This window comes from Streptomyces sp. NBC_00271 (assembly GCF_036178845.1).
Lineage (GTDB): Bacteria > Actinomycetota > Actinomycetes > Streptomycetales > Streptomycetaceae > Streptomyces.
Genome location: NZ_CP108070.1, coordinates 10,724,856 through 10,736,775, shown reverse-complemented (window position 1 = coordinate 10,736,775; position 11,920 = coordinate 10,724,856). Strand labels below are relative to the sequence as shown.

Below are 11,920 nucleotides of genomic sequence, written 5' to 3'. Positions count from 1 at the left end.
GGGATGTCGACGGTCGCCCCGCCAGGACCTCGATGTCCCAGGTCCAGGCGTTCTCCCGGTCGCCGGGGTCGGTCACGTCCAGTTTCTCGACCCGCAGCTCCGCGCCCCGCTGTCGGGCCTCGGCCCGTACCGCGCCGACCTGGGCGATGATCGAAGGAAGTCTACGGCCGAGGCGCAGGCCGTTCCCGGCGGCTGCACATCGCGCGGCCTCCACGCCCACGACGGCGTGCGGTTCTGGCCGGCCACTTCCTTACGTGCCGAGCAGCGCGGCGGTGAGGCATCGGTGCAGCCAGTCGGCGGAGCGGGCGAGCGGCCAGTGGCAGTCGTCGGTCAGTGTGAAGTAGGAGGCGTTGCCGAGGAAGTACCAGAGCACATCCGCAGCCTCGTCGACGGTGACTTCGGCACGCAGTGCGCCCAGTTCTGCGAGCCGGGCCGCAGTGGCCCGCAATCCGCGGCGCAGGCTGTCGTGCGCCGCGCCGACGGTCTCCCGGACTCCGGCGTCCTGGGGTGCGACGGCGATCGCCTGACGCATGATCGGCGACCAGAGCTCGAACTCGCTTCGAGTGCCGTCCACGAGCATGCGAAGCAGCGCGCCGGGGTCGGTCTGCGCAGCGATCCGCTCGTAGATGCCGCCGGCCTCAGCGGCACGCACCCCGTCCTCGATGAGTGTGCGTAGCACACCGCTCTTGCCTCCGACCGCCGCGTAGACGGTGGGCTCTGCTACCCGCGCCGCGCGGGCGATGTCCTGCACCCGGGTGTCGAAATAGCCCCGTTCGACGAACAGTGCCCGCGCCGCCAGCAGGATCGCTTGACGGGTCGCTGCCGCGTACTCGGCCCGCCGCCCGGCCTCTTGTGTCACCACCCCTATGACTGTAGACCCTGCCCGATCGTTGATCGTTGACAGTAGCCTACACTCGATATAGTCACCTATCAGAGAAAGTGGTTCCATGATCTTTCCGGTACTCAAGGACCTGGCTCACCAGTTCCCCGGCATCACTCCTGAGCAGGACAAGCTCCCCACACCGTGCGACGACTTCGACGTGAGCACGTTGCGCCGCCACCTGCTGGGCTGGCTCACCTACTTCGACACTGCCTTGACTGACCCGTCCGGCAGCGACCGGCCCGACCCGTCCGCGTTCACCGGCCCCGACCACCCGAGTGCCGTGATCGCGCACCTCACCACCACGATCCGATCGGCCCTGGCCGGCGGCCTCGCGACAGCTACCGTGAACGTTCCGCTGCTGGGCGGCGCCTATCCGGGCTCCGTAGTCATCGACCTGCTGTTGATCGAAACGCTCGGCCACGGCTGGGACCTGGCCCGTGCGACCGGCCAGCGATGGAACCCGGACCCGCAAACCTGCCAGCATGCCCTCACCGTGCTCGAAGGCGTGATCCAGCCGGAATACCGTGGCCCCGGCATGCCCTTCGGCCCCGAAATCGCCCTCGACGCAAGCGCACCACCTCTGGACCGGCTGGTCGCTTTCACCGGCCGCAACCCCGCTTGGGCGCCCCCCGTTCAGCTGCGCTGATGAGCGCCTGCGGCGTCGTCCTCGCTTGACGGACCGGCGGGGCGGGCGGCAACTGCCGCCCGCCCCGCCGGAGCTGTGCGCCCTGGATCATCCGCACGCCGAGACCCGCCGGGGGCGCTGCCTCGTCAGCAGGCTCGCGGCCCGCTGGACGGTGTCGCCCCAGCCGGATTCCGCGCCGGGCCGGACGCTGTGGGCCGGGGTCAACCCCGTGAGACTGCGGGTTCGGGCGCGGCAGCGGGCTCGGGCGCGCTTTCGCTGAGGCCGAACCGGCCGTGGAATCTGCGCAGGAAGCCGGGCGCGTACCAGGCCGAGTCGCCGAGCAGGCGCATCGCGGCGGGAACGAGCACACCACGGATGGCGACAGCGTCGATCAGGATCGCCAGTCCGCTGCCGAGACCGAACATCTGCATGAAACTGAGCTTGGCCGTACCGAAGGCGAAGAAGCTCACCGCGAGCAGGCAGGCGGCGGCGGTGACGATGCGCCCGGTGTGCCCGAGGCCGTTGGTGACGGCGGACTCGGTGTCCTCGCCCTGGTCGTGGAGTTCCTTGATCCGGCTGGTGACGAACACCTCGTAGTCCATCGACAGACCGAAGACGATGCAGAACATCAGCACGGTCATCGACATCTCCATCGGCTGCGCCGTGAAGCCGAGCAGGGAGGAGAGATGGCCGTCCTGGAAGATCCAGGTCATGATGCCGAGCGTCGCCACCAGGGTGATCGCGTTCAGGGCCAGGGCGCGCAGCGGCTGCACGATACTGCCGGTGAACAGGAAGAGCAGGACGAACGTGGTCAGGACGACCAGGCCGATGGCGAGCGGGATTTGGCCGCTGATGGAGTGCTTGGCGTCGACCAGTTCGGCGTCGATGCCGCCCACCAGCGGGTGGGTGCCGGGGGGCGGGGTGAGCGCCCGTACGTCGCCGACCAGGCTCTGCGCCGCGTCGGACTTCGGCGTCAAGGAGCTGACGACGCTGAACCGTTGGCCGTCGGGGCGGCTGAGGTTGGCGCTGCCGGGACCGGCCGCCGATTCCTGCCCGTGGGTGTAGGTTCCGGTGCTGGTCTCGACCCGTACCACGCCCTTGAGCTGGGACAGTTGATCGGCGTACTTGTCCAACGGGGCTTTGTCCACGTTCTGGCCGACGTTCTGGCCAATGACTATCTGGAGGGCGGCGTTGTCGTTGCCGTTGAAGTTCTTCTGGAGCGTCGCGGAGACCTGGCGGCTCTCGGCGTCCTTGGGCAGCACGCGTTCGTCCGGGGTGCCGAAGGTGATGCCGAGCAGCGGGCTCGCCGCCACCAGCAGGACCGCGAGGACGGGCAGCGCGGTGAGCGCGGGCCGCCGCATGACGGTACGCGCCAGCCGCGCCCATATGGAGACGCGCGTGGTGACGTTCGCGGTCTTCGCCCAGGGCATCTGCCCCTTGTTGACCCGGTGCCCCAGGACGACGAGCAGCGGCGGCATGACGAACAGCGCGCTGACGGCCGCGATGGCGACGACGCCGACCCCGGCGAAGCCGAACGAGCGCAGGAAATACTGCGGGAAGACGAGAAGCGCCGCGAGTGCGGCGGCCACGGTGGAGGCGGAGAACGCGACGGTGCGGCCGGCGGTGTGCACCGTCCGGCGGACGGCGTCCTCCACGCTCGCGCCGGTTGCGAGCTGTTCCCTGAACCGGCTGATCATCAACAGGCCGTAGTCGATGCCCAGTCCCAGGCCGAGAGCCGTGGTGAGGTTGGTCGCCGTGTTCGAGACGCTGGTGACGTCGGCGAGCAGGGACAGTTCGGCGAACGAGCCCAGGATGGCGATGACGGCGATGGCCAGCGGCAGCAGCGCGGCGACCACGCTGCCGAAAACGAACAGCAGCAGGATGAGGGTCAGCGGGATCGCGATCAGCTCGGCCAGTTCAAGATCCTCGACCACCTGCGTCGACATGTCGTTGCCGACGGCGGCCACCCCACCGGCCCGTACCGTGAGGGCTTTGTTGTACGTGCCGTCGTAATCGTCGAGCAGGCTCGTGGCGTTCTTCTGCTGCTGGGTCGGGTCGCCCTTGACGTGGGCGAGGACCATGGCCTCGCGGCCGTCCTTGGACAGGAGTTGGGCGCTCCGCGTGTCCCAGTACGAGACGACGTTCGCGAGCGTCTTCTCCTTCTTCAGGCTCGCGACCAGTGCCTTGCCGTTCTGCTCGGCAGACGGGGTGTCGACCCGGCCGTCGCCGGCGCGGACCAGCAGCACGAGGTTCGTCTCGCCGCCGAATTTCTCGTCGATGAGATCGCGTGCACGGGTGGACTGGGACGCCGGGTCATCGAAACCGCCGCCCAGCAGCTTGGTGAATGCGCCGCTACCGAGGGCACCCATGAGAGCTGTCGCCACGACGGCGACGATGAGTACCAGCCGGGCCCGGCGGATCGCCAGCTCGGCTATGCGTTCGAACACGCGGAATCTCCTTTGAGGTCAATGTGTCTGCGGGGATGCGACGACGCTAGGGGAGACCATGGGAAAGTTGGCAGTGCGAGATTTACCTGACAGTGCTCGGTTTATGTTCAGGTGTCAGAGGCGCACCGTAGGGTGGGCGCATGCCCGTACCCGAACTGCCGAAGACCGCCGCCCCGTCTGCTCCCTCCGCCCCGGCTGCTCGATCCGCCTCATCTGCTCCGCCCACGCTGCGGGAGCGACGGCGGGCCACAGCGGTGCGGGAGATCCTGGACGCCGCCGAACTGCACATCACCGAGCACGGTCCTGAGGGGCTGTCCCTACGGGCCGTCGCGCGCAGCCTCGGCATGACCGTGCAGGCGCTCTACCACTACTTCCCCAACCGGCATGCCCTCGTCACGATGCTCGTCACCAAGGGGTACGAGGACCTGTTCGCCGCCGTCCAGGCCGCCGTCGACTCGACGGCCGACTCGGCTGCGGGCGCTGGGGGCACTGCGGCGGACTCGGTGGCGGACCGGCCGTTCGTGTCGCGTCTGCTGGATGCGGCCGAGGGCTACCGGGGCTGGGCCATCGCCCACCCCGAGCGGTTCAAGCTCCTGTTCGGGACACCGCTGCGGGGCTACGCGGCCCCGGCCGACGGCGCCTCCACCATGGCCGCCCGCCGGATGAGTACGATCTTCCAGCGTGAGCTCTTCGGCGGCTTCAGCCTGGAGCAGCTCGCGGCGGCCGACATGCCCCCGCTCTCGCCCCAGTTCCGGGCCTACCTGGACCAGCTGCCCCCGGACGGGCCGGGAGTCCTCCCGCCGCCCGCGATCGCCCTGCTCATGGAGGCATGGGGGCGCATGCACGGCATGGTCGTCCTCGAGGTGTTCGGACACACCTCGTTCCTCGGGGACCACGAGGCTGAGCTCTTCCATCTTGCGATGCGCAACATGCTCGCGGACATCCACCGGCGAATCCCGGGGCGCGCGGGCGCCGTTGAGGCCGGGGCGGTGTGAGGCACCGTCAAGATGTGACGCTCGTCCGGGCGGTGGCGTCAGAAGCGCCGCTCGTGCGGCAACGGCGCGCACGGCCCGCGCGTCCACAACTGGGCGAGGGCCGAAGTCCGCCTCCTGGCAGTGGCCCGGCCGGCAGCACCGGGTGGCCGGCCGCCGCTGGGCGGCCGAGGCGTGCTTCGGGCGATACGGAGCCGCTTGAACTGAGTGAACTCACCGGGGCGCGGAGCAGGTCGGGCCACAGGCCGGCCGGGAAAGGGCTGTATGCGGCTCGCCCCGTATCTGGGAGCACCTGCTGTCGTCACCTGCCTTCACGGGGAAAGGCGCTTCGCAATCGGGCAAGCAATCCGCAGACCTGCGAGCGCCTGGCCGATCCGTTCACATGTGGTGGCGTGCCCACCGCACTCCCGGACCTCCCACCTGGTCACAACCGAGGTGGCGCCGGACCCTCGCCGGCGGCGGCGAGGGTCCGCACCATGCACTGCATGCTGGACAGCAGCTCGTCCGTGTGGGTGGCGGGCGATGAGGTCCATGGCGAAGAGCGCCCTGTCGTGGATGCGCGGGGGCGAGGCGGTCGGCGTGCACGACGTCGAGGATGTGTCCGGCGCCGCTTGCCCGCAGGGGACGGGACACCGCATGGATGTGGCCGGTGACCCGCCGGCCTGGGCGCGGCTGGGCCCTCCCAGCCGCGCTGGCCTGCCTACCAGGGCACCTCCCCGTTTTCGTCCTGGAAGGTGCCGGTCGGGCCGTCCGCGTCGAGTGTGGCGAGACGTACGACGACCCTCGCGCTCTCCTCCGGCGTCCTGCCGACACCGAAGGCCGCCGTCAGGTCCGTCGCGGTGGTGCCGGGTTCGACGGCATTGAACTTGATGCTCGGATGGGCCTTGGCGTACTGGACGGTGAGCATGGTGGCGGCGGCCTTGGACGCCGAGTACAACGCCAGCGGCAAGGCGTACTCCGGACGGTCCGGGTTGGTCACGGCCCAGAAGGATCCGGCGCTGCTGGAGACGGTCACCACGGTGGGGTTCGCGGACTTGCGCAGCAGGGGCAGCGCCGCTTCCGTGACCCGCACGAGGCCGACCGCGTTGGTGTCGAAGGCGCGCAGGGCGGTGGGGCCGTCGAGGGTTCCGTCCCCCAAGATGCCTGCGTTGTTCACCAGGACGTCGAGCCGGCCCTCGGCCGCATCGATGGCCGCCAGCGCGCTGTGCACGGAGGCGTCATCGGTCACGTCGAGCTGCACGAATCTCGCGCCCAACGCCGCCGCGGCCTGCTGTCCGCGCTCGACGTCCCGCGCGCCGAGGTAGACCACGTGGCCCACCGCCAGCAGCTGTCGGGCGGTCTCGAAGCCGATGCCCTTGTTGGCCCCGGTGATCAGTGTGATGGTCATGCAGATCCTCGCAAGTGAAGTGCCCGAGCGGGCTATTGTCGGTATGCGGACATGTCTAAGTGGGGCAAGCGCGAACGTGCAGGTCAGCCGGTCAGCTGCCGGCGCAGTTCACCGGCGTCGTGCAGGGCGGTCATGTGCACGAACCGCCCGTCGCGGACCTGGTAGATGGCGTACTCGACGATCTCGAACGAGGCGCCGGTGGGAGCCACGCCGAGCCAGGGCTTCACGGGCGTGCCGGTGTTGACCAGGCGCGCAGCCAGACGGTCACCGTCGAAGAGCAGCTCCTGCAACTCCCAGTGCAGGTCCGGTACCGCGTCCACGTCCTGCCGTTGCACGGCCAGGAGGTCGTCGCGGGTGGCGGGCTCCCCGTTCAACGTGGTCCGGTCGTTGATGAATGCGTCCATGCCATCGAATTGGTGGGCGTTGAGCGCTTCGAGGTAGCGCCGGTAGAACGTGCGCAGATCACTGTCGGACATGTGAGGGGCCTTTCTGTGGGGTGGCTCCGGATCGGGGCCGCGCGTGGAGGGTCGGAGCGGGGATGCCCGCCGCGGCCGCGCCGGACGGCCGCGGCTGCGGAGGGGGCCCGTCGGTCAGCGTCACGTCGGAGCAAGGCGCTGTGCTCGGCTCAGGTTGGCGATGAGCTCGTCGCGCGTTTGGTGCGCCAGCGCGGTCCAGGCGGGTTGACCGGGGGCCGTGCGCCACGAGGCGCTCAATGGACTGTTGTTGACGGTGTCGAAGCCGAACTGGTCGTAGAGCCGGGTCACGAGGTCGACGGCGTCGGGGAAGTTGCTGGAGGTCGGAAGCGCCAGCCGGTCGGGGGCGCCCGCGGGGCGGCCGGCGGTGGTGATGCGGGGAGCTTGGATATGGGTGAACGCCTGGACGACCCGGGAGGCGGGCAGGTGCTCTTGGCGCAGCTCGAGTACGGTCGTCTCGCCGGAGTCGATGCGGGCGAAGTGACCGTCGCGCCAGATCATGTAGTTGTTCGTATCCAATACGATCTTGCCGGCGAGGGCGTCGACCGGCAGGTTGTTGACCGTTTTCAGCGGGACGGCCACGACGGCGAAATCGCCGGCGGCTGCAGCGTCCGCGGCGCGGGCGGCCCGCGCGGACGGGCCGAGTTCCGCGACCAGGTGCTGCAGGGTTTCCGGTCCGCGCGAGTTGGCGATCACGATGCTGTAGCCGTGGGCCAGGGCCGCCCGGGCGATCTGGCTGCCGACCTCGCCGGCGCCGATGATCCCGATGGTGGGCATGGGGTCCGCCTCTCAGATCTGGTTCAGGCCGCCGTCGACGTACAGGCTCGAACCGGTGATGAAGCTGCTCTGCTCGGATGCCAGGAAGGCCACGGCGGCGGCCACCTCCTCCGGGCGCCCGAGCCGGCCCAGCGGCACCCGCGTCATCAGGTGCTGCTTGAACCGTTCCGGGTCGGGGGTCAGCCCCGCCAGGGCGGGGGTGTCGGTCGGGCCGGGGGTGAGGGTGTTGACCCGGATGCCGCGTCCCTTGAGTTCGTTTGCCCAGGTCCGGGCGAACGAGCGCGTGGCGGCCTTGGTCGCCGCGTACACGCCGAGCTCCGCATCGCCGACGTCCCCGTTGGTCGAGCCGTTCACGATCACCGAGGCGCCGTCGTTGAGCAGCGGCAGGGCCTTTTGGACGGTGAACAGCAGGCCACGGACGTTGATGCCGAACAGGGTGTCGAAGTGCTCCTCGGTGACCTGCTCCAGCGGAGCGAGCGCGGCGACGGCGGCATTCGCGAACAGCACGTCCAGGCCCCCGCCCCGGCTGCGGATGGTGGCGTAGAGCCGATCCAGGTCGTCCAGGTTCGCGATGTCGCCGGTCACCGCAGTGGCCGCAGGACCGATCAGGTCGACAGCCGCGTCGAGTTCGGTCGCGCGCCGGCCGGTGATGAAGACGTGCGCGCCTTCAGCTGCCAGCCGGACCGCACTGGCCAGGCCGATGCCGGCGCTGCCCCCGGTGACGAGAGCGCTCTTTCCGTCGAGCAGTCCCATGTGTGCCGCCCCTTCCATTTCTGCAGCAGTCGCTACAGAAGTGGACCGTAGCACTTCTGCAGCGAACACTGCGGAAGGGGTAGGGTGTGGGGGTGGAGACGAAACCGACCGGCCCGATCGGCCGACCGCGAGGATTCGACGCCGACGCCGCCCTTGAGCGCGCCATGCTGGTGTTCTGGCAGCATGGCTACGAGGGGGCCAGCACCGCCGGCCTGACGCACGCGATGGGGATCTCCACCACCAGCATGTACGCCGCGTTCGGCAACAAGGAGCAGCTGTTCCGCAAGGTGTTGGAGCGCTACACCGACGGCCCGAGCGCCTACCTGGCCCAGGCCCTGGAGCAGCCGACTGCCTTTGACGTCGCCACCGCCATCCTGGCCGGCACCGTGCGCACCACCACCCGCGCGGCCCACCCCCACGGCTGCCTGGGCGTCCAGGGGGCGCTGGCCACCAGCGACTCCGGCCAGGATGTCCGCGCCCTCCTCGTCGACTGGCGCACTACCGGATACGCCCGCATCCGCGAGCGGTTCCGGCGCGCCGTCGATGACGGCGATCTGCCCCCGCAGACCGACCCCGGCCTCCTGGCCCGCTACCTCACCACCCTCGCCTACGGCATCGCCGTCCAAGCCGCGAGCGGCGTCGCCCGCGACGACTTGCAGGAGCTGGCCGACGCCGCCTTGCGCCACTGGCCCCTGTCCTGACACCGGCGTGGCTGCGGGGGGCCGTGCCGTGTGAGCCTGGCGGGCGATCATCTCTCGGCGGCGTGATGGGCAACTTCCCGGGTTGTCGAGCACCGGCTCGTGGCGCGGCGGTGCGGATGCGCGACGGCGACCTGCGCAAATGCTCCGGCCGGGGTGGACGCGCCGGTGCAGTACGGGCCCCGGCTGACCGCGGTGGTGGCATATCTGCACCCCGTCCGCTCGCTCCAGCTCCTCCATGAGCCGGACATGGCCGAGGGCCGGGTCGAAAACGTCGCCGGTGCCGGGCTCGGAGTGCAGCACCCACACCACCAAATCCCCGGCCTGGCGCGACAGTCGGACCAAGCGGTTCACCTGCTCGGCGATCTTCAGGTCAGCGGTCCAGCGCACCTTCGGTGCGCGCCGGGGGCGTGGTAAATGCCATCGCGCGCGCTGGAGGTGCTTCTGTCTGCCCTGACGTGGGCTGATGCCGGTCCGAGACGCTGGAGGGGTTCGTTCCGGCCGAAACCGATACTTCTGTGATGCTGGTGAGCTCGCAGGTCAGCGTGGTGCTGGGGGCCGTCCACGGGAACCGTGGAGTGTTGCTGCGAAGCACGTGCGTCAGAATTCCTGATTCACCCTGGCCCTCCCGGAACGGCATACGACAGGTCCGTCGCCAGGGAGGGAGCAAGGTCATGGACGTGCTGCACGAACGCTGCGTGGGCCTCGACATCAGCAAGAAGGACGCCAAGGCGTGCGTCCGCACCCCGAGTACGAAGCGGCGGGGGTCCTTCACGACCGAGACCACGACGTGGGGATCGACGACGAACGCGGTCCTCGCCCTGCGGGATCATCTGCTCGCCGCACGGGTGACGCTGGTGGTGATCGAGGCGACCTCGGACTACTGGAAACCGTTCTACTACGTGCTGGCCTGCGAGTTGAACGTGATCCTCGTCAACGCGCGGCAGGTCAAGAACCTGCCCGGCCGCAAGACGGACGTCTCGGACGCGGCGTGGCTCGCCCAGCTCGGCGCCCACGGCCTGGTGAGGCCCTCCTTCGTGCCGCCCGAGCCGGTCCGCGAACTACGGGACCTCACCCGCGCCCGGACCACCGCCACCCGTGAACGCGGCCGGGCGGTCCAGCGGCTGGAAAAGCTGCTGGAGGACACCGGCATCAAACTCTCCGCAGTCGCCTCCGACATCATGGGCGTCTCCGGCCGGGCCATGCTCGAAGCCCTCATCCGCGGCGAAGGTGACCCGCAGGTCCTCGCGGACCTGGCAAAACGCAGGCTCCGCAACAAAATCCCCGAACTCACCGAGGCCCTGACCGGACGCTTCCGCGAACACCACGCGTTCCTGGCCCGCCTGCATCTGGACCACTACGACCAGCTCACCACGATGATCGACCAGCTCACCGGACGCATCGAGGAGGCGATGGCACCCTTTCGTGGCGCCCTCGACCTGCTCGACACCATCCCCGGGATCAACCGGGCCGTCGCCGAAGTGATCATCGCGGAGACCGGCGGCGACATGAACCGCTTCGCCACCGCCAAACACCTCGCGTCCTGGGCCGGGGTCTGCCCCGGCCACCACGAGTCCGCCGGCCGCACCAAAAGCACCAAAGTCCGGCCCGGCAACCCCTACCTGAAGGGCGCCCTCGGCCTCGCCGCGTTCGGCGCGGTCAGAACCAAAGACACCTATCTGCAGGCCCGTTACAAGCGCCTGACCGCCCGCCGCGGCCCCCTCAGAGCGCTGGTCGCCGTCGAGCACTCGATCATCACCGCGCTCTGGCACATGCTCACCGACAACGTGCCCTACCAGGAACTCGGCGGCACCTACTTCACCCAACGCGACCCCGAACGCGCCACCCGCCGCGCGGTCAACCAGCTCAACCAGCTCGGCTACACCGTCACCCTCAACCCGAGGGAGAACCCCGCCTGACCCGGCAGCCCCAGACACCCGGCGACCCACCGCGACCACCGGGCACTCAGCCCTGCCCACACCCATCCTGACCAGGATCTATTTACGCGTCAGAGGTGGGCTCCCACCGCGGTCGACCAGCTGGAGGCCGCGGCAGGGCTTCGGGCTGTTCAGGCGGCCGGCAGCACCAGGCCCGATTCGTAGGCGAAGACCACCGCCTGGACACGGGCGCGGGCACCGATCTTGGCGAGGATGTTGCTGACGTGGGCCGTGACGGTGGTCGTGGCGATGGACAGCCGCGCAGCGATCTCGGCATTGGACCAGCCGGAGGCGACGGCGGTGAGCACGACACGCTCCCGCTCGGTGAGCGTGCCGATCCCGACTTCCCGCTCGGCAGGGAGCGCAGGTGGCAACTGTCGGACGGTGTCGATGAGAGCGCGGGTCAGGCCGGGGGGGGATGACGGCGTCCCCGGCGGCCACGACACGGATGGCCGCGGTCAGTTCGCCGGGGGTGGCGTCGTGGAGAAGGAAGCCACCGGCACCGGCGCGCAGGGCGGCGTAGGCGCGCTGCTCGTGGCTGGCGGGGGTCAGGATCAGCACGCGTGGACGGTTCCCTTGCGTTCTGGAGAGTTCGGGGGTCCAGGGGAGGGTGGGAGGCCGTGTGATGCGGCGGATGGTCTCGGTGCCGTCCGAGTCGGAAATGTGGCTGTCCATCACCACGACGTCGGGGCACAGTGCGGCGCTCATGCGGACCGCCTCGGCCCCGCTCGAGGCCTCGCCGACGACAGCCAGGTGGGGCTCCTCCGCCAGGAGCATGCGCAGTCCGCGGCGCTGCAAGGACTGCTGATTGACAATGAGTACGGAGGTCATGGTGGGCGTTCTCTCAACGGGAAGCGGATGATCGGCGCGGGCAGTGATCGCTGCGAGTGGGTGTGTGCTTCGTTTCTCTTGTGGTCTGAGTCGCATCTTCGCCGGATGCCGCCGCGC

10 protein-coding genes and 3 pseudogenes are annotated in these 11,920 nt (G+C 69.6%); 4 read left to right on the top strand and 9 right to left on the bottom strand.

Annotated elements, in window-relative coordinates; all coding sequences use genetic code 11:
• Nucleotide 1 precedes the first annotated feature (1 nt).
• A pseudogene (locus OG798_RS48890) lies at nt 2-220 on the bottom strand (SDR family oxidoreductase); the annotation flags it as partial.
• 30 nt (nt 221-250) lie between these two features.
• Nucleotides 251-862: a TetR/AcrR family transcriptional regulator gene (locus tag OG798_RS48885; RefSeq protein ID WP_328759407.1), complete on the bottom strand. Its 612-nt coding sequence runs from the start codon at nt 860-862 to the stop codon at nt 251-253.
• Nucleotides 863-947: 85 nt separating this feature from the next.
• Here OG798_RS48885 and OG798_RS48880 point away from each other — a divergent pair, with 85 nt between their 5' ends.
• Nucleotides 948-1,529 (top strand): TIGR03086 family metal-binding protein, encoded by a 582-nt coding sequence (locus tag OG798_RS48880; RefSeq protein WP_328759406.1) that lies wholly within the window; start codon nt 948-950, stop codon nt 1,527-1,529.
• Nucleotides 1,530-1,729: 200 nt separating this feature from the next.
• On the opposite strand, the gene OG798_RS48875 is transcribed toward OG798_RS48880, so the two are convergent.
• On the bottom strand, nt 1,730-3,955 hold the full coding sequence (locus OG798_RS48875) for an MMPL family transporter (protein ID WP_328759405.1): 2,226 nt from the start codon (nt 3,953-3,955) through the stop codon (nt 1,730-1,732).
• Between the two features lie 140 nt (nt 3,956-4,095).
• Here OG798_RS48875 and OG798_RS48870 point away from each other — a divergent pair, with 140 nt between their 5' ends.
• Nucleotides 4,096-4,950: a TetR/AcrR family transcriptional regulator gene (locus tag OG798_RS48870; protein ID WP_328759404.1), complete on the top strand. Its 855-nt coding sequence runs from the start codon at nt 4,096-4,098 to the stop codon at nt 4,948-4,950.
• A gap of 697 nt (nt 4,951-5,647) precedes the next feature.
• Here OG798_RS48870 and OG798_RS48865 read toward each other — a convergent pair.
• The 4 genes from OG798_RS48865 to OG798_RS48850 form a co-directional block, all read right to left on the bottom strand.
• The gene (locus OG798_RS48865; protein ID WP_328759403.1) at nt 5,648-6,334 is read right to left on the bottom strand and encodes an SDR family NAD(P)-dependent oxidoreductase; all 687 of its coding nucleotides are present in this window, start codon (nt 6,332-6,334) and stop codon (nt 5,648-5,650) included.
• Between the two features lie 83 nt (nt 6,335-6,417).
• On the bottom strand, nt 6,418-6,810 hold the full coding sequence (locus OG798_RS48860) for an ester cyclase (RefSeq protein WP_097283084.1): 393 nt from the start codon (nt 6,808-6,810) through the stop codon (nt 6,418-6,420).
• Between the two features lie 120 nt (nt 6,811-6,930).
• Nucleotides 6,931-7,584: an NADPH-dependent F420 reductase gene (locus tag OG798_RS48855; protein ID WP_328759402.1), complete on the bottom strand. Its 654-nt coding sequence runs from the start codon at nt 7,582-7,584 to the stop codon at nt 6,931-6,933.
• A gap of 12 nt (nt 7,585-7,596) precedes the next feature.
• Complete coding sequence (locus OG798_RS48850) at nt 7,597-8,337, bottom strand: SDR family NAD(P)-dependent oxidoreductase (RefSeq protein ID WP_328759401.1); 741 nt, start codon at nt 8,335-8,337, stop codon at nt 7,597-7,599.
• 92 nt (nt 8,338-8,429) lie between these two features.
• Here OG798_RS48850 and OG798_RS48845 point away from each other — a divergent pair, with 92 nt between their 5' ends.
• Nucleotides 8,430-9,038: a TetR/AcrR family transcriptional regulator gene (locus OG798_RS48845; protein ID WP_328759400.1), complete on the top strand. Its 609-nt coding sequence runs from the start codon at nt 8,430-8,432 to the stop codon at nt 9,036-9,038.
• A 195-nt stretch (nt 9,039-9,233) separates the two neighbouring features.
• On the opposite strand, the pseudogene OG798_RS48840 reads toward OG798_RS48845, so the two are convergent.
• A pseudogene (locus tag OG798_RS48840) lies at nt 9,234-9,425 on the bottom strand (cysteine hydrolase); the annotation flags it as partial.
• Nucleotides 9,426-9,709: 284 nt separating this feature from the next.
• On the opposite strand from OG798_RS48840, the gene OG798_RS48835 reads away from it, so the two are divergent.
• On the top strand, nt 9,710-10,954 hold the full coding sequence (locus tag OG798_RS48835; protein WP_267060515.1) for an IS110 family transposase: 1,245 nt from the start codon (nt 9,710-9,712) through the stop codon (nt 10,952-10,954).
• Nucleotides 10,955-11,103: 149 nt separating this feature from the next.
• Here OG798_RS48835 and OG798_RS48830 read toward each other — a convergent pair.
• Nucleotides 11,104-11,803 (bottom strand): annotated as a pseudogene (locus OG798_RS48830) (LuxR C-terminal-related transcriptional regulator).
• Between the last annotated feature and the right edge of the window lie 117 nt (nt 11,804-11,920).

What these genes read in the sequence shown, in the direction of transcription:
- OG798_RS48880 (WP_328759406.1), top strand. Translation starts at nt 948, where the DNA reads ATGATCTTTCCGGTACTCAAGGACCTGGCTCACCAGTTCCCCGGCATC.
- OG798_RS48870 (WP_328759404.1), top strand. Translation starts at nt 4,096, where the DNA reads ATGCCCGTACCCGAACTGCCGAAGACCGCCGCCCCGTCTGCTCCCTCC.
- OG798_RS48865 (WP_328759403.1), bottom strand. Translation starts at nt 6,334, where the DNA reads ATGACCATCACACTGATCACCGGGGCCAACAAGGGCATCGGCTTCGAG.
- OG798_RS48860 (WP_097283084.1), bottom strand. Translation starts at nt 6,810, where the DNA reads ATGTCCGACAGTGATCTGCGCACGTTCTACCGGCGCTACCTCGAAGCG.
- OG798_RS48855 (WP_328759402.1), bottom strand. Translation starts at nt 7,584, where the DNA reads ATGCCCACCATCGGGATCATCGGCGCCGGCGAGGTCGGCAGCCAGATC.
- OG798_RS48850 (WP_328759401.1), bottom strand. Translation starts at nt 8,337, where the DNA reads ATGGGACTGCTCGACGGAAAGAGCGCTCTCGTCACCGGGGGCAGCGCC.
- OG798_RS48835 (WP_267060515.1), top strand. Translation starts at nt 9,710, where the DNA reads ATGGACGTGCTGCACGAACGCTGCGTGGGCCTCGACATCAGCAAGAAG.